The sequence below is a fragment of the Micromonospora sp. DT227 genome (assembly GCF_049841835.1).
GTDB lineage: Bacteria > Actinomycetota > Actinomycetes > Mycobacteriales > Micromonosporaceae > Micromonospora.
Genome location: NZ_JBNCLA010000001.1, coordinates 105,687 through 127,726, shown reverse-complemented (window position 1 = coordinate 127,726; position 22,040 = coordinate 105,687). Strand labels below are relative to the sequence as shown.

The following is a 22,040-nucleotide window of genomic DNA, read 5'->3' as shown; positions in this document are numbered from 1 at the left end:
GGGACCGCTCGAATAGGTCGCTAGGGCCTACCTCTTCGCGGTGCCGGCGGGCAGCTATGCCATGGCGTCAGAGTCGACGAGGCGGCAAGGTCGTTCGCCGCACACAGTCCCCACGGGACGGTCCCGCGATCCGGTGTCGGCGCGTACCGTGCAGGGAGACGGTCAAGCGGGAGGATCATCATGATTGGTGAACAGATCGTCCGGCTGCGAAGCGCCGCGCACCTGACCCAAGAACAGCTCGCCGAACGGGCTGGCATCTCCGTCGACGTGATCCGACGTCTCGAACAAGGCGTCCGCCACTCCGCGCGCTTGAACACGCTGACGAAGATCGCCGCCGCGCTCGGCGCGGAACTAGCCGTGATCATCGCGCCGCGAACAACGTTCGCACCCGAGCCGGACCGCGGCATCCCAGCGATCCGCGAAGCGATCACCAGCTCAACGGTCGACCAGCTCGGCGGCCTCGCCGAAACCGACGCGGATATCGACCTCAAACGACTGACCGCCTCGGTCGACAGTGCATGGCACATTTGGCAACGCGGCGAGTACAGCATCCTCGGCCGACTTTTGCCCGCCCTCATCGCCGAGGCCCGCCACGCCACCAGGGAATGCGCCGGCGACGACCAGGAACACGCCTTTTCCCTACTGGCGACCGTTTTTGAACTCGCGGCCGGCGTCACTGTCATGCTCGGACACGAAGACCTCGCCTGGCTCAGCGTCGAGCGCGCGGTAGCGGCCTCCGAACAGTGCGGGGACGAGGTCACCAAGGCATCCGCCGTTTACTGGGCCGCGTGGATCCTTCGCCGGCAGGGCCGGTACCGCGATAGCCTTACAGCCGCTACCCGGGCAGCCGAGATTCACGAGCCTCGGATGACACGCGCCACCCCAGCTCAACTAACCGTCTGGGGTGGCCTTCTGGTCAACGCCGCTGGCGCCGCCGCTCGCGACGACCGCGCCGTCGCAGCGACCGAACTGCTCGATTTCGCTCGTACCGCAGCTGTGAGGCTCGGCCAGGACCGAGTCGATCGGTGGAGCGTCTTCGGGCCACGGCTGGTCGCGCAAAGCGCCGTCGTCAACGCCACCGAGCTTGGCGACTTCGAGACCGCCGTCCGCCTCGCCGCGGATGTGGAGGCCGTCCGCAGTCGTGTGCCGGCTACTTGGGAATCTCGATACCTCCTTGCTTTGGCACAAGCAGAAGTCGAACTCGGTCAAGACATACCGGCGGTTGCCACGCTGCACCAGGCGCGTCTGCTCACACCCGAGTGGATCCGCTACCACCGGCTGGCCAGGGACCTTACTGCCGAGCTGAATGCCCGCATCCCTGCGGGTCGACAGCCTGAACTGGATGAGCTGACCCGTCACATTCAACTTGCATAGATGAGCCTGCAAGCTCGAAGCAACAGCCTACTGGCGGGCGCGCGTGAGGGTCTGCTGCACCGATAGGTGACATCTGAGATGGCTTGCCATGCGGGCGAGCTGGAAGGATGTCGCTGTGCCCAAGCCCTATCCCCGAGAGTTCCGCGATGACGTCGTGCGTGTTGCTCGTGACCGCGAGCCAGGCGTGACGGTCGAGCAGATCGCGAAGGACTTCGGGGTGCACCCGATGACGTTGTTCAAGTGGCTGCGCCAGGCCGACGTCGACGCCGGCGCCGCCCCCGGAACGGCCGGCAGCGAGTCGGCCGAGCTGCGGGAGGCGCGTAAGCGGATCAGGTTGTTGGAGCAGGAGAACGAAGTCCTGCGTCGGGCCGCGGCGTACTTGTCGCAGGCGCATCTGCCGGGAAAAGGCTCTACCCGCTCGTGAGCGAGCTGGCGGCCGACGGGATCCCCGTGGCGGTGACGTGCCGGGTGTTGAAGATCGCTCGTCAGCCTTACTACCGGTGGCTTGCCTGCCGTGTCACCGACGCCGAGTTGGCTGCGGCGTATCGGGCGGACGCGTTGTTCGACGCCCACCGCGACGATCCGGAGTTCGGCTACCGGTTCCTGGCCGATGAGGCCCGCGCTGGCGGCCAGCCGATGGTCGAGCGCACCGCTTGGAGAATCTGCTCCGGTATGGGCTGGTTCAGCGCGTTCAGCAAGCGCAAGCGTCGGGGCATGGGCGGCAAGGTCGGTCCGCCGGTGCACGACGATCTGGTGCGCCGCAACTTCACCGCGGACGGCCCGAATCGGTTGTGGCTGGCCGACATCACCGAGCACCGCACCGGTGAAGGCAAGCTGTATCTGTGCGCGATCAAGGACGTGTGGTCCAACCGGATCGTCGGCTACTCCATCGACTCACGGATGAAGTCCCGCCTGGCTGTCAACGCCCTGCACAACGCCGTAGCCCGCCGTGGTGACGTGGCCGGCTGCGTGCTGCACACCGACCGTGGATCGCAATTCCGAAGCCGGAAATTCGTCCACGCCCTCAACCAGCACCACGTGACCGGGTCGATGGGCAGGGTCGGCGCCGCCGGCGACAACGCTGCCATGGAGTCGTTCTTCGGCCTGCTGCAGAACAACGTCCTCGACCGCCGAACCTGGACGACCCGGCAGCAACTGAGGACCGCGATCGTGACCTGGATCGAGCGGACCTACCACCGCCGTCGACGCCAACGATCCCTGTCCCGGTTGACCCCCGTCGAGTACGAGACCATCATGACCCCACCGGCCAGTCAGGCCGCGTGACTGAAACTGTCACCTATCGGTGCAGCAGACCCGACCATTATTCTGTCTCGGCGCTTCGTCGGTCCGACCAGCCAGCGCGGCCGAAGCGCCACGGCGAAGACGATCGGAGGTTCCCCCGGTAGCTCGGAGGCTTTCGATCATGCTCTGATGGAGCTGAAGGGAGTCTTCCGCAATCGGCCCCTGGACGCCGCCCATTACACGTTCGTGTGGATGGACGCGTTGACGATGAAGGTCCGCGAGGCCGGCCGGACCGTCAACGTCCACGCTCTGGTCGCGGTCGGGGTCAACGCCGACGGCCAGCGTGAAGTCTTGGGCGTGGACGTCGCCTCGGACGAGGACGGCGCGGGGTGGCTGGCGTTTCTGCGGTCACTGACGGCCCGCGGACTGTCCGGGGTCCAGCTGGTCATCTCCTGGTCATCTCCGACGCCCACCGCGGCCTTGTCGCGGCGATCGGCACCGCCTTTCTGGCGCCACCTGGCAGCGGTGCCGCACCCACTACCTGCGCAACCTGCTGACGAAGGTGCCCAAGTCGGCGCAGCCGTGGATCACCACCCTGGTCCGCACCATCTTCGACCAACCGACGCCGACGCCGTCCGCGCCCAGTTCCAGCGGGTCGTCGCCACGATCGAGGCGAAGTTCCCCGCCGCCGCTGAGCACCTCGACGCCGCCTGCGACGACCTGCTCGCCTTCGCCGGCTCCCCCCGCGAGACCTGGCGCCAAATCTGGTTGAACAACCCGCAGGAACGCCTGAACAAGGAGATCCGCCGCCGCACCGACGTCGTCGGGATCTCCCCAACCGGGCGGCGATCATCCGCCTCGTCGGCGCGGTCCTGGCCGAGCAAACCGATGAATGGACCGAGGGACGCCGCTACATGGGCCTCGAACTATTGGCCAAAGCCCGCCTCATCACCGTCGACACCAGCCAACGCGACACCGACCAACCCGACCCCACCCCGATCGCCGCATAACATCAGACCGGATCACGCGATGGTCGTCTCTTACACCACCAGCGCGGACGTGACCGCACGTGTAGCACACCTGATACTCGGGGAGGGTGCGCGCCCGGCTCCCAAGAGCTACCGTGTGGTATGGGCACCAGCGAGGGCCGTCATCCGCCAGCCTGGCGGGCTCTGACGTTGGGCGTGTGGGCAGTGCCCGGTGGCCTGCCTAGGCATCGCTGGGCAGCCACGATGCTAGCCGAGGAGATGTTCGGCTCGTCGAGAAGTTCCAGCGGGATTAGGTCGGAGCTAGGGCTGCTACACCGCCAAGCAACTGGCTTCCAGCAAAGCCCGACCTTCTCGCTGCTGCTCAGACTTGCTGCAGTAGGCGTCCTCGAAGCGAGCGGTGTCGGCCGCAACGCCCGCCTTGCAGTCTCCGCTGACTGGCAAGAGCGAGTTTCGGCCGAATGGGAAAGCCTCGACGATGACGAGCGAGAAGCCCTCCTGAAGGCTGGTCACCGTGTCGAGGCAGCCGCCGTTGCCCTGTCGAAGATTCCAACCAGAGCGCCACTGGACAAATCAGGGACCACGGAGTCCGCTCCCAGTCGTCGCCAAGTCGCCCAGCCGTGTTTCCGTGTCCGAACTGTTACCCCATAGGTTCTGTCACGCTTCTTCTTGCACTCCACGCTGACCAAGGAGCGTGGATGGTGGAGAAAGGGCGCCTCCCAACGGCCGTCTCCCAACTGCTTCCAATCCAGTACTACAACCTTCGCCAACGCCTCGATCATCGCCCTAGCCGAGACGTAACGGCGTCCGGGATTATTATCGCATGCCTTCGCGATCACTCGGCGAAGCGTTGACGGAACATACGGCGGGTACGTCACATCATTTAGAGGAATAGCGGTCAACCCATCCTCGAGTCGGCCGATAATCAGGTTTCGAGGATAATTTGAGTACGGATAGTGCCCGGCAACCAGCTCCCTAAGCACTACCCCCATGGAGTAGATGTCGCTAGCAACCGAAAGTGCTCCGGAAAAGAACTCAGGCGGAGAGTATGGTGTTGGATTGTTGGCCGTAATGGCCAGCCCGTTCCCATCGAGCTTTGCCGCAAGGCCGAGGTCGGCGACGACCGCTGCATGGTGGTCGTCAGTGAGAAGGATGTTTCCGCCCTTCACGTCCCGGTGAAGGATTCGATACACGTCATGAAGTTCAGCAAGCCCCAGTAGTGATGACTTCGCAATCCTTATTGCGTCGGTCAGGGCGAAACGCTCGCCGCGCAGGAGTGCATCGGTGATACTCCCACGAGGGTAGTACGGGGTAATGAGTTCCACTACCTCCATCGGGGGTGGGTAATCCGGAAGCCGTGCCGCCGTTACCACCCGAACAACATTCGAATGATTGATAGCCTGCAACGTCGCGGGCTCCGGAAGGGAGTCGTCCGCCTCAAGGCCCGAAATGTCGAACGCCTTTCCGACTCGCTCCACGCGAAGATATGGATCCCAGTAGAGGTGAACCTCGCTCATCCCCCCTGGAATACTCTTAAGGCACTCGAATTCAAGCTCTAGTTTGCGGATGTTCTGCCGGGCAGCCAAGATTTCTTCTTCCACTACTACGCGGACTCCTCGTCGAGAACGGTAGCGGCTACCGCAAAGGCTCCAGATCGGCCGATGCGCCAGTACAGAGGGCTCTCGTTGAAGCCGAATCGAGCCGGATCCAAGCTGTCGAGATGGTTCGCAGCTACGCCCACCACACGCCCCACGGGGTCGGTTTTTACCTCCTGGTAGGGAATCCCGAGATCATGGCAGGCAAGTTGTAGCACCGTGAGTGCCGAAATTCGCGAATACGCAGCCGAGTACTTCCAGCTATTGAACATGCGAACGTCGAGGACGCCCAGCTTCTTAACCTCTAGTGCGCGCAGCTCCTGCTTAACTCGGCCAAGCAGATCGGCAGCCCGCCGGTCTGCTGGCAGGGCGCTCGCCGGGCGGAGGCGTGGAGCCCCAACGTCGACATGCTGTGCTATCAGCCCCGCACCGGAGGGCTCCACCACCGCAAAGTAGAGATCGCCCGAGTTAACGCTGACGCCCGCGACACGCATCAGAACAGCATGAAGGCTTCGCGCGTTTCGGTAAAGCCGCCACACGGACCCCCGTCGCCAATTGGACACGCATAAGGGGCAAAAAGGTCACAGCGCGTGTGGATGTGGAAGAGTCCCTTCGGGGCGATGCCGGAGAGGTCGGGTACCGCGCGGGGGCCCCTCCGCGTCTACGATTGGACACTTCGGCCCGGGACGCCTCGCTGAGCTCTGGCCAGCAAGGCGCCCATCTCGGACTCAGCTCTTCAGCCTGTCTAGCACCTCGGCCAGCATTTCCGCAGGAAGCCTCCGGCGCAGTGCGGAAACGATTGATTCTGGGGAGTCTGCTCGCACCGTGAACGTGGGCGCGCGATAACCAGCCTTCACCATCGCCGAATGCGCGGACAGCCGCCCGGCAAGCACTTCGGCGTGAAGGTCAGGCGCGTCCTTGCGCAGCCTTCGCAGCGCTAGCTCCTTCGGGGTCGCCTTGGGCCTCCCCTCAGAATTGTTGGCTGTTCTATTACTTCCCGGCGAGTCCTCAAGGGCCTGGTCGAGTAGGTCCAAGGCTTCTGTATCCTCAGCGATCACGCGTCGGATGAGGTCAATGGTCGCACCGAGACCCTTCAGCGGTGGGGTGGCGACGAAGTCCACGAAACGCTCATGCGAGACGTATTCGCCGCGCTGTGTCGTAAACTCGCGCCACGATTCCTCAGCCAGTAGCCGCTTTAACAATCCCGGCACGGTGTCGAGGCTATGCTGTCCGCTGCGCAACGCCCCGCCAAGGTCCTCGATGAGGTGGCGATTGCGCGCGAGATGATTTACGCCCTCGGTCATAGGTCACCGTGCCAGCGGGCCAGCGTGTCGAGCATGCGCTGCAGGTCATTGATCGAAGCCTTGGCCCGAGGCGGGAAACCAGCGCGGCGCAGCTCCGTATTCACCTCTCGCGGCTCGAGTTTCGCCTTGAAGGCGTACTTGCGTGCCAGTGCCTCAACCTCGGCGCGCAGCATCCTCTCTTGGCGGTGCCTTGGCGTAATAATCTCTGTTGCCGGCGGACGGACAGGATTGACTTCTGGAGCTTGCTGACGCAGCAGGGGAAGGAGGTTTAGGGCATACTGCGTCGGAATACCGAGCTGGCGAGCAGTGGTCTGCGCTGCGGCGAGATCCTCGGGTGACACCTCCTCGCCTGCAAGAATCGCCCTGTCAAACGCGGCTTCGGTTGCTGACACCAGTTCCCGCGTCGGCAGTGGGAGTTGCTCGTGCGTGTTCCCATGCTCCCCGTCGGCGCTGCCTTCACCCGTTTCGAGGTCGAGTTGGTGACGCAGCTCCTGCTCAATCTGCAGAGCGTGCGCCATCAGTGCAGGCACTGCAGGTATGAATAGTCGAGCATTGAATTCTTCATTCGGCCGAGTGCGAACGAACCGACCCACTACTTGCCGAAAGAACAGGGGGGTGCGAGTCTTTGAGGCGTAAACCCCTATGGCGAGGCGGGGAATGTCGACCCCCTCAGAAACCATCTTAACGGCGACAATCCAACGGCTTGTCGATTTGCGAAACATATCGATTGAAGCTTTGGCGTCGGGATCCTCTGACACAATTACCGTTGGTTCCGTACCAGAAATCTTCCTAAGCAGCGCCGCGTACTGCTGAGCATGCCACTGCCGCTCGGCGACCACCAATCCGCCCGCATCCGGGATCTCCTGGCGGATCTCGGTCAACGCCTCGTCGGCCCGCGCAAGCAAGACTGGCATCCATGCGTGATTCGGATGATAGACGCCATCAAGGACGGTGGACACGTCCTCGTCTTTCAACTCGGCGCCAAGGCTAGCCTGCCCCACAACGCCGCAGTCGACCCACCTTGCTTCTCCATCGTATGCGTGGAACTCAATGCGACGGCACACGCCGTCAGCGACTGCTGCACCATACTCGTAGGCGTAGTCGACAACGACCTGTCCATCGTCGTCGTAAGTAACGAAAGGGATGGGGGACCTGTTGTCGCGCCTCCAAGGAGTACCGGTAAGAGCCACCCGCATGACTGCATGTTCGACGGCGTGCCTCAGGCCATCGCCCCAAGACCGGGACTCTCCCGCGTGGTGGATCTCGTCGAGCACCGCCAGCGTCGGCACCCGGGTACACCTCCGGAGGAGATCCCGGCCAGCCCCGGTCGCTAGCTGTGCATAGGTGACTACACATCCCTGATAGCCCGGCTTGTCGTAGTCCTCGGGCGCGGAAACTGGCATGAGACTCAGCCCAATCCGCCCCGCCGCATCAGCCCACTGCTCACGCAAGGAGTCTGTGGGCACGACCACAGCCACCCGGCGCACCGTCCCCTCCTCAAGCAGCCGAGCGGCCAGCGCCAAGGCGAAGGTGGTCTTTCCGGCACCAGGAGTAGCAGTGATTAAGTGGTCGGGCTTCGAACCGTTGCTGATGACCCGCAGGGCCTCTTGCTGCCATGTGCGGAGAGTAGTCAAGCTTGACCCCTTCCTGAGGTTGCACGTCGGGCATAGCGCTTGCCCGTTAGTGACGTCGGTGACCCCGCCCTTCGAATGTGGATCTACATGGTCGGCGTGCCAGCCCGGCGGCAGTTTCGTGCCGCAACGGACGCATCGACCGTTCGCTGCCAGGTACAGAGCGGCGCGCTCGCTCGCGGAGAAGCGTCGCCGGGGGTCGATAGGTTGCGCCATCCCACGCTCCTTCACACGAGTTACGTCATAACGTCACTCGACTGTAGACGGACGGTAGGACACGCCTTCAGCAAGCTTCCCGTGCCGTAACGGCCGCAGGCCGCCCGCTGCCTGCTAAGGACGTGTGTGATGGCTAGCCAAGCCGGCCAGGTCGAGGCGCCGATCCACGTCATGCGGTAGCGCCGACGACATGATCACCACCGCGATGGCACGGCTCGTGCCGACGGCCTCGTCGCGGCCCTGCCTGCACGGGCGTCGTGCCGGCCGAAGCGGGGGTGGGTGGCGATCCGGTGGTGCTCGGTGGGTGCTCGGACGTCGGGGAACGGGCACGGACGTACCGGGGCGCAGCCGGATTTGAGGGCTATCGCGAAGCTCCTTCGAGGACCGTTAGTCGCCCTACGGATCAGAAGGTTAGGGGTTCGAGTCCCTTCGGGCGCACAAGATCAGGAGGGGTCTGAACTGCGGAAACGCGGGTCAGGCCCTTTGTGCTTTCTGGCCGGCGTGGACGGTGGGTGTCACGTGGGTGCGATGTGGGTGCAGCGCCGGAAGCGGCGTTCTCGCGGGTTTGTCGGGAGGTGACCTGCGGCTTTGCGGCCTGCTTGCGCTTCGTTGGGGCGGGAGCACCTGTTTTCGGTTTCGTCGGCGCGGAGGTGCCGGCTTTGGGGCCGCGGTCGGGCCGGTTCTTGCGGGCGCTGGCTTTGATCTTCTTCCGGGTGCGACGGGCGGCGTTGAGGACCAGTTGGGCGGTGGCGTCGGCGCAACGGCGCTGGATCTGCGGCAGGACGCTGGTGTAGGTGTCGGCGGTGACCACGATGCTGGAGTGCCCGAGGAGGTCCTGCAGGGTCTTCAGGTCGGCGCCGGCTTCATGGGCGAGGGACGCGGCGCCGTGGCGCAGGTCGTGCAGCCGCACTGGGGGCAACCCGGCCCGACGGACGAGGATCCGGAAGCGGGTGGTGGCGTAGTTCGGGTTGATCGGTTGGCCGTCGGGTCGGGTGAACACGTATCCGGTGTCGGTCCAGGGCGTGCCGTTGTCCGCCGCCTCCGCCTTTCGGTCCTGCTCATGGCGGCGGTGCACGCGCAGGATCTGCACGCTGCGCTTGTCGAGAGCGACCGACCGCCGCCCCGCCGGGGTCTTCGGTTCGCCTTCGACGATCTGGTAGCCGGCGGTGGTGCGGTGGCGTTCGATGGTCAGGGTGCCGCGGTCGAGGTCGATGTCGGACCATCGCAGCCCGCACAGTTCACCGCGGCGGAGTCCGCGCAGGCCGGCGAGCCACCAGAGGGCGAACAGGGGGTCGTCGTTGACGGCGCTGAGGAACTCGGCGAGCTGGTCGGCGGTCCAGACGGCCACGGCCGGCCGGGCGCCGGTCTGTTCCCAGGACGCGACGCGGGCATCGGTCCACACCTTGGCGTGGGGTTGCTGGTAGCCGGCGATTTCAATGTGCCGGGCCGGGTTGCAGTCCAGGATTCCTTCCTTGACGGCGAGATTGAGGGCGGCCCGCAGGGTGGTGCGCAGGTGGTTCATCGCCGAGGCGGACTGTGGGCGGCCCTTGCTGTTCCTCGTCGCCGCTATCTCGGCAAACACGGTGCGCAGGAGCGGGGCACCGAGGTCGGCCAGGCGGTAGCGGCCGAGGTGGGGGATGAGGACGGTGTCGACGTCGCGGGTGTAGTGGAAGCGGGTGGTGGGCCGGATCTTCGTGCGGTTGTCGAGCCAGTGCCGCAGCCACCGCTCGACCGTCCAACCCTGTGCCGTCCGGTCCGCCTCGGTCGTGGTCAGCCATTCGTCGCGGGCGTGGCGGGCGGCGGCCTGCGACGGGTAACCACCACGCCGGACCCGTTCGCGGCGGCCGAGCAGGTTCGTCCCGGAGCAGTGGTAGTACCAGGTCCCGTGCCCGCGCTCGGCGAGTCGGGGGCAGGAATTCTCCAGACGTCGGCCCTCGTCGCGGCATCCGCATCGTTTGAAGATCACGCCTGTGGTCGTCATGGTGACCTCCGGTCCCGTTCCCGTCTTGTCGGGATCAGGATTAGTGGTTCCTGTTATGTCAGCTATGGATGTCGAGGTGGTTGTGCGGCTGTCGCGTGTTCGGGCCGGTCGGGCCACGGCGATGCGATACGGGGTGCGTCCTGGCCGGCGGGGACAGTCGTGGGGGTGCTGCTGGCCCGGGTGAGCATGCCGATGGCGGCGAGAATGCAGCATGCGGTGACCGCGGCGAGCAGCGGCGTGTAGCCGGCGGTGGTGTGGAGGACGGTGGCGGCGAGCGGTGCGGTGGCTTTGGCGATGGTGACGGGGGCGGCGAGGCGTCCGGCGATGGTGGCGTAGGCGGTGGTGCCGTACCGGTCGGTGAGCAGGGCGGGGGTGGCGAGGCTGGTGATGCCGAAGCCGAGTCCGAAACCGACGATGGTGATGACGGCCCCGGCAGGGGTGCCGGCGAGCAGGGGCATGGCGAGCACGGCGGCGGCCTGGATGGCGAAGACGGCGGCCACGACGCTGGTGACCGGCAGTCGTCGACGGGCGGCGGTGAGGACGAGCCTGCCGGTGACGGACAGGACGCCGAGCAGGCCGGCGGCGGTGGCGGCGAAGGTGGCGGGGTGTCCGCGGCTGATCAGGTAGCCGATGAGGTGAACGGTCATGGTGCTGGTGGCCGCGCCGTGGGCGGTGAAGGTCGCGGCGAGGATCCAGAAGCGGGCGTCGCGTATCGCGGCCTTGGCGACCGCGTGGCGCGGGGCGGGCTCGGACCGGTTCGGGTGGGGCAGGGTTGACGTCGCTGCCACTGACGTGGGGATGGCAAGCGCGTGCAGCGGGACGGTCACCGCGCCGTGGACGGCGGCGAGGACGAGCAGCGCGCCGCGCCAGCCGAAGTGCGCGGTCAGCAGGCCGGTCAGGGGCATGAAGATGGTGCTGGCGAACCCGGCCACGATCGTGACCGCAAGGAGGGCGGTGGCGCGTCGGTCGGGGGTGAAGCAGGAGACGATGACGGCGAAGGCGGGTTCGTAGAGCACCATCGCGCCGCAGGCGCCGATGCCGATCATGACGGCGTAGAGCTGGCTGATGGTGTGGACCTGGGACCAGGCGATCAGCAGCGCGGTGGCGGTGGTCGAGCCGGCGGTCATGAGGGCGCGACCGCCGTGGTGGTCGAGCCACCGGCCGACGGGGATGGCCATGAGGGCGCCGGCGAGGATGGAGGCGGTGAGCGCTCCGGTGACGGCGGTGGTGGACGCGCCGAGGCTGGCGGCCATCGGGGTCAGCAGGACCGGGTAGGCGTAGTAGAGGGTGCCGTAGCCGATGGTCGAGGTAACGGCGAGGGCGGCGACGATGCGCCAGCCGTGGGCGTGGTGCCCGCCGACGGTGGGGTCGGCGGGCACCGTCGTGGCGGGGGGCATCAACTGCCGCAGCAGCCGCCAGTCTGCGCTCCGGCGGGTGCGGCGTCGAGCGTGACCAGGTTCAGCGGCGCGGCGAGCAGCCCGCCGGAGATTCCGGTGGCCAGCCCCCGTGACGTCGGCTCGGCGGCCGGTGCGGGTCCGCAGCAGCTGTCGCCGGTGGCGGAGTCGTCGGGGTTGCTGTTGCACACCCCGGTCTCGGGCAGGTCGAGCTGGACGTCGCGGGCGGCGGCCCAGTCGCCGGCGAGGGCGGCGACGACGGAGCGGACCTGCTCGTAGCCGGTGGCCATGAGGAACGTCGGCGCCCGCCCGTAGCTCTTCATCCCGACCGCGTAGTAGCCGACCTCCGGGTGGGCGAGCTCGTCAACGCCGTGCGGGGGCACGGTGCCGCAGGAGTGCTCGTTGGGGTCGATGAGCGGGGCCAGGGCACGGGTGGCGCCCATGACCGGGTCGAGGTCCAGGCGCAGCTCGGCGGCGATCCAGTGGTCGGGGCGGAAACCGGTTGCGGCGACGATCCGGTCCACGGTGACCGACTCCTCGCTGCCGTCACCGTGGCGCACCACGACGGTCACCCGGTCACCGGTCGGGGTGAGGGCGTGGACGGTGAAGCCGGTGAGCAGCCGGATCCGGCCGGCGTCCACGTGCGCGCGCAGCCGGGAGCCCAGCGCCCCGCGGGCGGGCAGGGCGTCGGCGTCCCCGCCGCCGTAGGTGCGCGCCGGCGAGGTAGTGCGGATCGCCCAGGTGACCTCGGTGCCCGGTGCCTGGGCGGCGAGGTCGGCCAGGGAGAGCAGGGTGTTGGCGGCGGAGTGGCCGGCGCCGACGACGAGGGTATGGCGGCCGGCGAACCGGTCGCGGTCGGCGCCGAGCACGTCCGGGAGGGCGTGCTCCAGGTACCCGGCGGCGTCGGTCTCGCCGCGGGCGGGCAGGCCGGACGCGCCGAGGACGTTCGGGGTGCCCCAGGTGCCGGAGGCGTCGATGACCGCGCGGGCGAGCACCTCCTGGCCGTCGGTGAGGCGGATGAGGAACGGGGTGGTGTCGCGGCCGGCGGTGCGCAGCCGGTCCAGGCCGAGCCGGCTGATCGCCTCGACCCGGGCGCCGTAGCGCAGGTGCGGCTTGAGCTGCGGCAGTTCGGCGAGGGGCTGGAGGTAGTCGGTGGCCAGTTCGGCGCCGGTGGGCAGGGCGTCCGGGTCGGGGGCGACCCAGCCGGCGTCGTCGAGCAGCCGCCGGGCGGCGGGGTCGATGTCGTACCGCCAGGGGGAGAAGATCCGCACGTGGCCCCACTGGCGCACCGCCGCGCCGGCGGTGTCGCCGGCTTCGAGGACGAGGAACGGCAGGCCGCGCTCGTGCAGGTGGGCGGCGGCGGCCAGGCCGACGGGGCCGGCGCCGATCACCACGACCGGAAGGGTGTCCAGGGCGCTCATCAGGCAACTCTCCTCTGCGTTGATAACTGTCGAATCAGAAAGGTCGGCGGGCCCTGGGTGTCCGGGGCCAGGAACGGGTCAGGTGATGGTGGGGCTGCGGCGCTCGATCAGGACCACGTCGCGCCACCGGCCGTGGTGGCGGCCGGGGCGTTCGCGGACGCCGACGACCCGGAAGCCGGCCCGCTCGTGCAGGGCCAGGCTGGCGGTGTTCTCGGGGAAGACGCCGGACTGGATGGTCCAGATCCCGGCGGCCTCGGTGGAGGCGATCAGCGCGTCGAGCAGCAGCCGGCCGGCGCCGCGCCCCTGCGCGGCGGGGTGCACGTAGACGGAATGTTCGACCACCCCCGCGTAGACCGCCCGAACAGAGGTCGGCGACGCCGCGACCCAGCCGACAACAACACCGCCGACCACGGCCACGTAACGGTGCGCCGGCAGCCGCGCGGCGTCGAAGTCCACCCAGGCCGGCGCCGTGGTCTCGAAACTGGCGTTGCCTTCGTCCAGGCCCGCCTGGTAGATCGCCAGCACGTCGCCGGCGTCCGTCGCGGCCATGGGTCGAACGGCGACACCTGCCCTGCCCACCGGGGTCGTCGGGCGGTCAGTTCCGGCAGTCATCGTGATCCTCCACCTCGCCGCAGCTTGTCTCGACGTCCGTCAAATCAGAGAGTTGCACGTTGATTAGAAGGATGTCAACCTAGAGACATGTCTAAGCAGTCGGCGCCGCTCGTTGCCATCGACCTGGATGCGGTGACCTCCTGCTGCGCGCCATTGACCCAGCGGCGGGTGTCCGCGCAGGCGGCCGGGGCCCTCGCGGCGGCGTTCAAGGCGCTCGGCGACCCGGTGCGCCTGCAGCTGATGTCGATGATCGCCTCCGCCGAGGGCGGGGAGGCGTGTGTCTGCGACCTCACGCCGGCGTTCGACCTGACCGGCCCGACGATCTCCCACCACCTCAAGACGCTGCGTGAGGCGGGCCTGGTCGAGGCCGAGCGGCGCGGCACCTGGGTCTACTACCGCGCCCGGCCCGGTGTCCTGCGCCAGTTGGCGTCCCTGCTCGCGGTCGAACCCGCCGACTCGTAGCAACGCGCCCGCCTTGAGGGCGGGCTCGGGCGGGGAAGGTCGAACATGCCCCTCCGCGGATGCCGAGCGCAAGCGCGTCTCAGGACCATTCTTTGCCAGTACCGATTACCTCAGCTATGGTTGAGTCAATGAACGCTGAGCGTGATTCTCTGGCTGGGCGGGCGCGGATCCACGCCGCGCTCGGGGACCCGGCGCGGTTGGCGATCGTGGGCGCGCTCACCCTCGGCGACGCGTCCCCCGGCGAGATCGCCCACACCCTCGACCTGCCCACCAACCTCGTCGCCCACCACGTCAAGGTCCTCACCGAAGCCGGCCTGGTGGTCAAGGGCCGCTCCGAGGGCGACAAGCGCCGCACCTACCTGCGACTGCTGCCGGAGACCCTCGCCGCGCTGACCCCGCCGCCGCTGACCGGCGTCGGCCGGGTGGTGTTCGTCTGCACCCGCAACTCCGCCCGCTCCCAACTGGCCGCCGCGCTGTGGCAGGACCGCACCCACAGCCCGGCCGCGTCCGCCGGCACGCGACCGGCCTCCCGGGTGCATCCTCGCGCCGTGGCCGTCGCCGGCCGGCACGGGCTGCGCCTGGACCCCACCGCCACCGCCCACGTCACCGACGTCGTCCGCGACGACGACCTGCTCATCGCCGTGTGCGACAACGCCCACGAAGACCTCACCGGGCCCGTGCGCTCCCGCCTGCACTGGTCGGTGCCCGACCCGGTTCGCGTCGACACCGACGAGGCGTTCGAGGCCGCGTTCGCCGACCTCGCCGCCCGCGTCGACCGGGTCGCCCCCGCCATCACCGCCCCGGGAGACCGTCATGACTGACATCAGCCCTCACCCCTACGACGAGGTCTCCATCGACCAGCAGGTCGCCCTGCGCACCGCCGCGACCCGGCTCGCCGAGGAGTTCACCGGCGTCTACGGCTCGGAGACCATCGAGCGGTTCCTGCTCTCCAGTTACGACCAGTTCGCCACCGCCAGCACCATCCCGCACTATCTGCCGCTGCTCGCCGAGCGCTTCGCCCGCCAACGCCTGCAGGCCCTGGCCCGGGTCGAGGGTCACCACCGCGACGGCCGCCCCGTGGTGCTGTTCCTGTGCACCCACAACGCCGGCCGCTCCCAGATGGCGCTCGGGTTCTTCACCCACCTCGCCGACGACCGTGCCGTCGCCTGGTCCGGCGGCAGCGAACCGGGCATCGAGGTCAACCCCGCCGCCATCGCCGCGATGGCCGAACGCGGCATCGACATCGGCGAGGAGTTCCCGAAGCCCTGGACCGACGAGGTCGTCCGCGCCGCCGACGTCGTGATCACCATGGGCTGCGGCGACGCCTGCCCGGTCTTCCCCGGCACCCGCTACGAGAACTGGGACCTCGAAGACCCCGCTGGCCTCGACACCGCTGGCGTGCGACCCATCCGCGACGAGATCGAACGCCGGGTCCGCCGCCTCCTCGACGACCTGCACGTTTCCGTCAACCGATAGAACCCCCGGCCGACACCGGTCCGGGACGTCACCGCACACGGGAGAGAACGAACTGATGACCATCGCACTCTGGCGGCGCCTGCTGGCCGAGTTCACCGGCACCGCCCTGCTGGTCACCGCCGTGGTCGGCTCCGGCATCATGGCCGCCACCCTCTCCCCGGGCGATGTGGGCCTGCAGCTGCTGGAGAACTCGATCGCCACCGCGTTCGCCCTTGGCGCGTTGATCCTGATCTTCGGGCCGATCTCCGGCGCGCACTTCAACCCGGTCGTGTCCGCCGCCGACTGGTTCCTCGGCCGCCGCGCGGGCACCGGCCTCACCGCCTCCGACCTCGGCGGCTACGCGGTGGCGCAGGTGCTCGGTGCGATCGCGGGTTCGGTGCTGGCGAACCTGATGTTCGACCTCGCCGCGGTCGACTTCTCCGGAAAGGACCGCGCCGCCGGGCACCTGTGGCTCGGTGAGGTCGTCGCCACCGCCGGCCTGATCCTGCTGATCTTCGCCCTGGCCCGTTCCGGCCGCGCCCCCGTCGCACCCGCGGCCGTCGGCGCCTACATCGGCGCCGCCTACTGGTTCACCTCGTCGACCTCGTTCGCCAACCCCGCCGTGACGATCGGCCGGGCGTTCACCGACACCTTCGCCGGCATCGCCCCAACCTCGGTTCCCGGGTTCGTCATCGCCCAGCTTGTCGGACTCGCCGTCGGCATCGGTCTCCTGGCCGCGCTGTACCCCGACGCCGGGCAGGCCGCCGACCAGGTGGTCGTTCCCGCCGACAGTGGCTCGGCGCTGGACCACCGCCCGTGACTGTCGAGCCGGAGCAGGCTAGAGCGCGCAGGCCGCACCAGGGCCTGGCTGACCCACCGCGTGCCGGCGGCCGCTACTGGGCGCTCGACCGCAACAGCAACCCCGAATCACACCCGCCCGTGACCTCCGACGAGGCGCTGGTCAACCGGTCCCGCAATCCGCACTGCACGAAAGGCACCTGATGTCCGACAAGCCCAGCGTCCTGTTCGTCTGCGTCCACAACGCCGGCCGCTCCCAGATGGCCGCAGGCTGGCTGCGCCACCTCGCCGGCGACACCGTCGAGGTCCGCTCCGCCGGCAGCGCACCCGCAGAGACCGTCAATCCCGCCGCCGTCGAGGCGATGCGCGAGGTCGGCATCGACATCACCGACCAGACCCCCAAACTCCTCGAATACGCCACCGCCGAGTCCTCCGACGTGATCGTCACCATGGGCTGCGGCGACACCTGCCCCGTCTTCCCCGGCAAGCGCTACGAGGACTGGAAGCTCGACGACCCGGCCGGCAAGGGCGTCGACGCCGTCCGCCCGATCCGCGACGACATCCGCACCCGGGTGGAGAAGCTCCTCGCCGAGCTGCGTCCCACCGCCTGACGTCACCCGCGACGCCGCCCGCCGGACCACCCCGCCCGGCGGGCGGTTCACCCCTGAGCAGGAGCCCTGTCATGTCCGATCCCCAGCCGTTGATCATCATCGGTTCCGGGCCCGCCGGATACACCGCCGCCGTCTACGCCGCCCGCGCCAACCTCGCACCCCTGGTCATCGAGGGCAGCCAGTCCGGCGGCGCGCTGATGACCACCACCGAGGTGGAGAACTTCCCCGGCTTCCCCGACGGCATCACCGGCCCCGAGCTGATGGACAACCTGCGCAAGCAGGCCGACCGGTTCGGCGCCCAGTTCATCACCGACGACGTCACCCGCGTCGACCTCACCACCCCCACGAAGACCGTGTGGGTCGGCGAGCAGACGCACCAGGCGGGGGCGGTCATCCTCGCCACCGGCTCCGCCTGGCGGCCCCTCGGCGTCCCGGGCGAGCAGGAGCTGCTCGGTCATGGCGTGTCCGCCTGCGCCACCTGCGACGGGTTCTTCTTCCGCGACCAGGACATCGCCGTGGTCGGCGGCGGCGACACCGCCATGGAGGAAGCCACCTTCCTCACCCGCTTCGCCCGCAGCGTCACCATCATCCACCGCCGCGACACCTTCCGCGCCAGCCGCATCATGGCCGACCGGGCACTGGGCAACGACAAGATCCGGGTGGTCTGGAACAGCGTCGTCGAGGAGATCCTCGGCCACGACGGCGCCGTCACCGCCGTCCGCCTGCGGGACGTCCACAGCGGCGAGACCCAGGTCCTGGACGTCACCGGCGTGTTCCTCGCCATCGGCCACGACCCCCGCAGCGAACTGTTCCGCAGCCAGGTCAGCCTCGACGCCGACGGCTACGTCACCGTCGACTCCCCAGGCACCCGCACCAACCTGCCCGGCGTGTTCGCCGCCGGAGACCTCGTCGACCACACCTACCGCCAGGCCATCACCGCCGCCGGCACCGGCTGCGCCGCAGCCCTCGACGCCGAGCGCTACCTCGCCTCCCTCGCCTGACCGGCACCGCCCGGGGTCCGGCCAGCGCGGCCGGCCCTCGGGCCTACGGTGAATCGCGCAGGCGGGAGGCGATGTCGGCGACCGTCGCCTTCGCGGTCCGGCCGGCCCCCACCAGCGTGGCCGACGCCGGGCCTGTCCAGTCGCCGTAGCCGAGCAGGTAAAGGCGGGACTCCTCCACCGACCGGGTGCCTTGACGGCCACCTTCCCCTGCCGCCATCCCGGCAGCAGCGGCGCGAGATGAGCGAGGTCCGGCCGGAAACCCGTACACCAGATCACCGCGTCGCAAGCCTCCTCCGTACCGTCGGCCCACCGCACGCCACGCCCGGTCAGCCGCACGAACATCGGACGGGCGTGCAGAACGCCGCGGTCCCGCCCGTCGCGGACGCTGGGCACCATCACGATGTCCCCGAGCTCGCTGACACCGCCACCGGCACCACCGGCGGCCTTACGGGTGGCCACACCGAACAGCACCCGACCGTCGACGTCGTCCGGCATCAACCGCGGCGGACGCAGGGTAACCCAGATCACCTCGGCGACCCGCGACACCTCCGCCAAGATCTGCGCCGCGGAATTGCCCCCACCGACGATGACGACCCGCTGCCCCCGGAACTCCTCCGGCGAGGTGTAGTGCACCGTGTGCAGCTACCGACCGCCGTGGAGTCGGCCCGCGACACCGAGCCGGACGTGATCGTGCTCGACCTGATGCTGCCCGGTATCGACGGCGTCGAGGCGTGCCGACGCATCTGAACGTTCAGCGACGCGTACGTCATCATGCTCACTGCCAAGAGCGACGAGGTGGACAAGCTGGTGGGGCTGTCGGTCGGTGCCGACGACTACCTGACGAAGCCTTTTTCGCCCCGGGAGTTGGTAGCCCGGGTGCGCGCCATGCTGCGTCGCCCGCGTGTCCCGGCAGCCGTACCGGAGGCGCAGGTCCGCCGCTTCGGTGACCTGGAGATCGACGTGGCCGGGCGGGAGGTCCGCGTGCGCGGCCGGGACGTGGAACTCACGCGCACCGAGTTCGACCTGCTCGACGCCCTCAGCGCGCAGCCGCGGGTGGCGTTCAGCCGGCGTCAGCTCCTGGACCACGTCTGGGGCGGCGACTGGTACGGCGACGACCACGTCATCGACGTGCACGTCGGTAACCTGCGCCGCAGGCTGGACGACGACGCCGCCCGTCCGCGCTACATCCGCACCGTCCATGGCGTCGGCTACCGGATAGGTCCGGGCTGATGCGGCCCGGACTGCGAACCGGTCGGTTGTCGAGCCGGTTGTTCGTCACGCAGTCGCTGATCGTGGCTGCCGGGGCGGTCACCCTGGTGCTGGTGGCGTTCGCCGTCGTGCCGGGACTGTTCCGCAGTCAGCTGCACCGCATGATGGCAATGTCTGCCGGAATGACCCAGGATCTCGAGTCCGCCCTGATCACCACGCTGCTTGTCGCGCTTGGTGTGGCGGTTGGCGCGGCCCTGCTGATGTCGTTGGGGTGAGCTGGTTCATCACGCGGCGGCTGGCCGGTCCGCTGTCCGAACTCGCCGAAGCCGCGACCCGTGTCGCTGACGGCGACTACGCCGCGCGGATGCCACCGAGCCGGCTGGGATCGGAGCTCGCCGCGGTGGACGACGCGTTCAAACGGATGGCCGCCGCTTTGCAGCACACCGAGCGCCGGTGCCTGGAGCTGCTCGCCGACCTCGCACACGAGCTACGTACCCCGATCGCCACCGTCGACAGCTTCCTCGAGGGCATCGCGGACGGCGTCATCCCCGCCACCCCGGACACCGGGCGGACGCTTCGCGATCAGACCAGGCGGCTGGGCCGGCTGGCCGATGACATCGACGGCCTGTCGTGGGCAGAGTAGCGCCGGACCGACCTGCGTATCGAGCCGCTGGACGTGGACGCGGTCGTCGACGAGGCGGTGCGCGCCGCCGCCACTGGCTACGCAGACAAGGAGATCTTCCTCGAACACCGGGCCAGTCCTGCGTCGGAGCGGGTGCTCGCCGAGCGCAGGTCGAGCGTCTGCCGGTACTCGCTGACGCCGCGCGTCCGGTTTCACCCACCGTTTTCTGGGCCGTCGCCAGCGCAGCGTGAGCCAGTTCGGCAGGTGGGACCAGGCTCTCGTCTCATGGACGTGCTCATGCAGTCGGGTCCGCAGCCGGTTGAAGATCCCGGCGGCGTAGGTGCCCGGGTAATAGCCCCGATTGGCATCGGCCTCCGGTGCCGCGCCCCGGGTGGCCAGGTAGCCGTTGCCGATTGTGCAGAGCGTCTCGCGGATCCCCTCCGTCGCGAGGTCGACGCCGGTGTAGTCGAGGAGCCATCCGGCGTGCTCGGCGCCGGCCGTCGGCGCCGGCGTCGCATCGCCTGTTCGCCGACGGTGACGTATGCCAGACCGCCCAGCACCACTTCCATGCGGGACGTAACTCTCACCACGCTTCGTCGAGACGTCCCACCGGCGGATGACATCTCCTCGGGGAGGACGCATCAGGCGGGCATGGGTCTAACGTGCGGGGGGAACAGCGTGCACGTGCCCCGCCGCCTGCTGCTCGCCGGACTCGGCTCAGCCGCAGTGGCAGCCGTGGCCGGCTGCGAGTCACACCGCGCCGCATCCTCGACGCCCCGGCCAACGAACAGCCCGCGGTCGACCGGCGCATCGCGCGGAGCCGCGGTGGCGTTGCGGCGCAAGATCGCCAGCCTGCTCGTGGTCGGCTTTCGGGGCACTCAGGCCCGGAACTGGATCATCAAGGCGGTGCGGGACGGTCTGGGCAGAGTGATCATCCTCGACCAGGACCTGGAGAGCAAGTCGGTGCGTAACATCCGCTCGCCCGAGCAGGTCACTCGGTTGGTCACAACCCTGAAGGACGCCTCGCCTGGGCGGCTCATCGTCTCCATCGACCAGGAAGGCGACCGCACCTCCCGCCTCAACCCGAGCAACGGCTTCCCGGCCACCAGGTCGGAGGCCGAGATCGGCGCGGCGAACTCCACGTCGGCGACCCGCGACTGGGCGCGAGGACTGGTGGCGGGGCTGACGCGGATCGGGGCCAATCTGAACTACGCCCCGGTCGTCGACCTGAACATCAACCCCGACAGCAGAGCGATCGGCAAGCTCGGCCGCAGCTTCTCCGCCGACCCGGACGTGGTGGTCAGCAACGCCACGGAGGAGATCAAGGCGCACCGGGCGGCTGGCGTGAAAACGTGCCTGAAGCACTTTCCCGGATCCGGTAGCGCCGCCGGAAACACCGACTTCGAGGTCGTCGACGTCAGCGACACCTGGCAGGAAAAGGAACTCGAACCGTTCCAACGGCTGATCCGGGCCGGCCTCGCCGACTCGGTCATGGCCGCCCACGTGCTGAACAAGCAGCTCGACCCGGCGTACCCGGCGTCGCTGTCGACCGCGACCGTGACCGACCTGCTGCGCGGCCAGCTCGGCTGGCACGGGCCGGTGGTCAGCGACGACATGCAGGCGGTCGCGATCACCGACCGGTACGGTGCCGCCGAGGCGGTCGCCCTGGCGTTGCAGGCCGGCCTGGACCTGCTCGTCTTCGCCAACCAGCAGGTTTACAACGGCGCGGATCGTCGAGGAAACAGTCGACACGATCACCAATCACGTCCGGGCCGGGCGCATCACCGAGGACCGCATCGACCAGTCCGTCGCGCGCGTGGACTCCCTCCGCCCGAAACGGTGACCGACCTGCTCGGGCAGGTTCCAACCCCGCGTACGCGTTCGCGGTACAACGTGCGTCGGCTACTACCACGTGGTAGTAGAAGTGGGTGAGGAGATGTGTGGACTGGCCGACGCCGGACCGGAAGCTGGGCTTGCCATGTGCCGGGTGAGGGTCCCGTGCGCGGGGCGGGCCTTAGATCTTCTCGCACAGTGCCTGACGGCGAGCGGCGAAGGGAGACAGCGCCGGACGGCGTGCCTGGATAACCGGGCGCCCAGTGAGCAGCTTGGGAATCGGCAGCGCGGAT

General features: G+C 68.5%; 19 protein-coding genes and 5 pseudogenes. 13 read left to right on the top strand and 11 right to left on the bottom strand.

The genetic code is table 11. The features are described 5' to 3' along the window. Nucleotides 1-180: 180 nt before the first annotated feature. The 3 genes and pseudogenes from ACLQ2W_RS00650 to ACLQ2W_RS00640 all read left to right on the top strand — a co-directional run. Complete coding sequence (locus ACLQ2W_RS00650) at nt 181-1,374, top strand: helix-turn-helix domain-containing protein (RefSeq protein WP_425784799.1); 1,194 nt, start codon at nt 181-183, stop codon at nt 1,372-1,374. A 115-nt stretch (nt 1,375-1,489) separates the two neighbouring features. Further along, nucleotides 1,490-2,658, top strand: a protein-coding gene (locus tag ACLQ2W_RS00645) for an IS3 family transposase (RefSeq protein WP_425784798.1) whose coding sequence is annotated in 2 segments (ribosomal slippage) — nt 1,490-1,774 and nt 1,777-2,658 — 1,167 coding nt in all. Because the reading frame shifts where the segments join, the coding sequence is not laid out codon by codon here. Between the two features lie 165 nt (nt 2,659-2,823). Beyond that, nucleotides 2,824-3,626: pseudogene (locus ACLQ2W_RS00640) on the top strand (IS256 family transposase); the annotation flags it as partial. A gap of 485 nt (nt 3,627-4,111) precedes the next feature. On the opposite strand, the gene ACLQ2W_RS00635 reads toward ACLQ2W_RS00640, so the two are convergent. The 9 genes and pseudogenes from ACLQ2W_RS00635 to ACLQ2W_RS00595 all read right to left on the bottom strand — a co-directional run bounded on the left by ACLQ2W_RS00635 (nt 4,112) and on the right by ACLQ2W_RS00595 (nt 13,693). Beyond that, nucleotides 4,112-5,188 (bottom strand): protein kinase domain-containing protein, encoded by a 1,077-nt coding sequence (locus ACLQ2W_RS00635; RefSeq protein ID WP_425784797.1) that lies wholly within the window; start codon nt 5,186-5,188, stop codon nt 4,112-4,114. A 17-nt stretch (nt 5,189-5,205) separates the two neighbouring features. Beyond that, entirely contained in the window at nt 5,206-5,691 is a 486-nt protein-coding gene (locus ACLQ2W_RS00630) for a hypothetical protein (RefSeq protein WP_425784796.1), read from the bottom strand. A gap of 234 nt (nt 5,692-5,925) precedes the next feature. After that, nucleotides 5,926-6,501, bottom strand: coding sequence for a hypothetical protein (locus tag ACLQ2W_RS00625; RefSeq protein ID WP_425784795.1), 576 nt, complete (start codon nt 6,499-6,501; stop codon nt 5,926-5,928). After that, on the bottom strand, nt 6,498-8,135 hold the full coding sequence (locus ACLQ2W_RS00620; RefSeq protein WP_425785980.1) for a DEAD/DEAH box helicase: 1,638 nt from the start codon (nt 8,133-8,135) through the stop codon (nt 6,498-6,500). Before ACLQ2W_RS00620 ends, ACLQ2W_RS00625 begins: the two co-directional genes overlap by 4 nt. Nucleotides 8,136-8,144: 9 nt before the next feature. Then, nucleotides 8,145-8,348 (bottom strand): annotated as a pseudogene (locus ACLQ2W_RS00615) (HNH endonuclease); the annotation flags it as partial. A 403-nt stretch (nt 8,349-8,751) separates the two neighbouring features. Continuing rightward, nucleotides 8,752-10,446: a tyrosine-type recombinase/integrase gene (locus ACLQ2W_RS00610; protein ID WP_425784794.1), complete on the bottom strand. Its 1,695-nt coding sequence runs from the start codon at nt 10,444-10,446 to the stop codon at nt 8,752-8,754. Then, nucleotides 10,392-11,726 carry an MFS transporter gene (locus tag ACLQ2W_RS00605; protein WP_425784793.1) on the bottom strand — a complete coding sequence of 445 codons (1,335 nt, stop codon included), beginning with the start codon at nt 11,724-11,726 and terminating at the stop codon, nt 10,392-10,394. The genes ACLQ2W_RS00610 and ACLQ2W_RS00605 overlap by 55 nt, the downstream gene beginning before the upstream one ends. Continuing rightward, entirely contained in the window at nt 11,726-13,144 is a 1,419-nt protein-coding gene (locus tag ACLQ2W_RS00600) for an FAD-dependent oxidoreductase (RefSeq protein WP_425784792.1), read from the bottom strand. The genes ACLQ2W_RS00605 and ACLQ2W_RS00600 overlap by 1 nt, the downstream gene beginning before the upstream one ends. A gap of 78 nt (nt 13,145-13,222) precedes the next feature. Beyond that, entirely contained in the window at nt 13,223-13,693 is a 471-nt protein-coding gene (locus ACLQ2W_RS00595; protein WP_425784791.1) for a GNAT family N-acetyltransferase, read from the bottom strand. A gap of 150 nt (nt 13,694-13,843) precedes the next feature. On the opposite strand from ACLQ2W_RS00595, the gene ACLQ2W_RS00590 reads away from it, so the two are divergent. From ACLQ2W_RS00590 to trxB, 6 genes and pseudogenes are all read left to right on the top strand, one after another. Beyond that, nucleotides 13,844-14,218, top strand: a complete 375-nt coding sequence (locus ACLQ2W_RS00590) for an ArsR/SmtB family transcription factor (protein ID WP_425784790.1) — start codon at nt 13,844-13,846, stop codon at nt 14,216-14,218. Between the two features lie 128 nt (nt 14,219-14,346). Next, nucleotides 14,347-15,039: a helix-turn-helix domain-containing protein gene (locus ACLQ2W_RS00585; RefSeq protein WP_425784789.1), complete on the top strand. Its 693-nt coding sequence runs from the start codon at nt 14,347-14,349 to the stop codon at nt 15,037-15,039. Then, nucleotides 15,032-15,694, top strand: coding sequence for an arsenate reductase ArsC (locus ACLQ2W_RS00580; RefSeq protein WP_425784788.1), 663 nt, complete (start codon nt 15,032-15,034; stop codon nt 15,692-15,694). Before ACLQ2W_RS00585 ends, ACLQ2W_RS00580 begins: the two co-directional genes overlap by 8 nt. A gap of 55 nt (nt 15,695-15,749) precedes the next feature. Then, nucleotides 15,750-16,480 (top strand): annotated as a pseudogene (locus tag ACLQ2W_RS00575) (aquaporin); the annotation flags it as partial. 194 nt (nt 16,481-16,674) lie between these two features. Beyond that, nucleotides 16,675-17,082 (top strand): arsenate reductase ArsC, encoded by a 408-nt coding sequence (locus tag ACLQ2W_RS00570; RefSeq protein ID WP_425784787.1) that lies wholly within the window; start codon nt 16,675-16,677, stop codon nt 17,080-17,082. Nucleotides 17,083-17,153: 71 nt separating this feature from the next. Then, nucleotides 17,154-18,083, top strand: coding sequence for a thioredoxin-disulfide reductase (trxB, locus tag ACLQ2W_RS00565; protein ID WP_425784786.1), 930 nt, complete (start codon nt 17,154-17,156; stop codon nt 18,081-18,083). 43 nt (nt 18,084-18,126) lie between these two features. On the opposite strand, the gene ACLQ2W_RS00560 is transcribed toward trxB, so the two are convergent. Then, the gene (locus ACLQ2W_RS00560) at nt 18,127-18,261 is read right to left on the bottom strand and encodes a hypothetical protein (RefSeq protein ID WP_425784785.1); all 135 of its coding nucleotides are present in this window, start codon (nt 18,259-18,261) and stop codon (nt 18,127-18,129) included. 419 nt (nt 18,262-18,680) lie between these two features. Between ACLQ2W_RS00560 and ACLQ2W_RS00555 the strand changes: the two are divergent. The 3 genes and pseudogenes from ACLQ2W_RS00555 (at nt 18,681) to ACLQ2W_RS00545 (ending at nt 19,935) form a co-directional block, all read left to right on the top strand. Then, nucleotides 18,681-19,313: pseudogene (locus ACLQ2W_RS00555) on the top strand (winged helix-turn-helix domain-containing protein). Then, complete coding sequence (locus ACLQ2W_RS00550; RefSeq protein ID WP_425784784.1) at nt 19,313-19,567, top strand: hypothetical protein; 255 nt, start codon at nt 19,313-19,315, stop codon at nt 19,565-19,567. The pseudogene ACLQ2W_RS00555 and the gene ACLQ2W_RS00550 overlap by 1 nt, the downstream one beginning before the upstream one ends. Continuing rightward, a complete protein-coding gene (locus ACLQ2W_RS00545) occupies nt 19,564-19,935 on the top strand; it encodes a HAMP domain-containing protein (protein WP_425784783.1) in 372 nt (123 codons plus the stop codon). Before ACLQ2W_RS00550 ends, ACLQ2W_RS00545 begins: the two co-directional genes overlap by 4 nt. A 225-nt stretch (nt 19,936-20,160) precedes the next feature. On the opposite strand, the pseudogene ACLQ2W_RS00540 reads toward ACLQ2W_RS00545, so the two are convergent. After that, a pseudogene (locus ACLQ2W_RS00540) lies at nt 20,161-20,556 on the bottom strand (hypothetical protein); the annotation flags it as partial. A 183-nt stretch (nt 20,557-20,739) separates the two neighbouring features. On the opposite strand from ACLQ2W_RS00540, the gene ACLQ2W_RS00535 reads away from it, so the two are divergent. Beyond that, nucleotides 20,740-21,846, top strand: coding sequence for a glycoside hydrolase family 3 N-terminal domain-containing protein (locus ACLQ2W_RS00535; protein WP_425784782.1), 1,107 nt, complete (start codon nt 20,740-20,742; stop codon nt 21,844-21,846). Nucleotides 21,847-22,040 lie beyond the last annotated feature (194 nt).

Bases quoted from the DNA above. Each gene is read 5' to 3' on its own strand.
- ACLQ2W_RS00605 (WP_425784793.1), bottom strand. From the start codon at position 11,726: ATGCCCCCCGCCACGACGGTGCCCGCCGACCCCACCGTCGGCGGGCAC.
- ACLQ2W_RS00625 (WP_425784795.1), bottom strand. From the start codon at position 6,501: ATGACCGAGGGCGTAAATCATCTCGCGCGCAATCGCCACCTCATCGAG.
- ACLQ2W_RS00595 (WP_425784791.1), bottom strand. From the start codon at position 13,693: ATGGCCGCGACGGACGCCGGCGACGTGCTGGCGATCTACCAGGCGGGC.
- ACLQ2W_RS00600 (WP_425784792.1), bottom strand. From the start codon at position 13,144: ATGAGCGCCCTGGACACCCTTCCGGTCGTGGTGATCGGCGCCGGCCCC.
- ACLQ2W_RS00570 (WP_425784787.1), top strand. From the start codon at position 16,675: ATGTCCGACAAGCCCAGCGTCCTGTTCGTCTGCGTCCACAACGCCGGC.
- ACLQ2W_RS00650 (WP_425784799.1), top strand. From the start codon at position 181: ATGATTGGTGAACAGATCGTCCGGCTGCGAAGCGCCGCGCACCTGACC.
- ACLQ2W_RS00630 (WP_425784796.1), bottom strand. From the start codon at position 5,691: ATGCGTGTCGCGGGCGTCAGCGTTAACTCGGGCGATCTCTACTTTGCG.
- trxB (WP_425784786.1), top strand. From the start codon at position 17,154: ATGTCCGATCCCCAGCCGTTGATCATCATCGGTTCCGGGCCCGCCGGA.
- ACLQ2W_RS00580 (WP_425784788.1), top strand. From the start codon at position 15,032: ATGACTGACATCAGCCCTCACCCCTACGACGAGGTCTCCATCGACCAG.
- ACLQ2W_RS00590 (WP_425784790.1), top strand. From the start codon at position 13,844: ATGTCTAAGCAGTCGGCGCCGCTCGTTGCCATCGACCTGGATGCGGTG.
- ACLQ2W_RS00550 (WP_425784784.1), top strand. From the start codon at position 19,313: ATGCGGCCCGGACTGCGAACCGGTCGGTTGTCGAGCCGGTTGTTCGTC.
- ACLQ2W_RS00585 (WP_425784789.1), top strand. From the start codon at position 14,347: ATGAACGCTGAGCGTGATTCTCTGGCTGGGCGGGCGCGGATCCACGCC.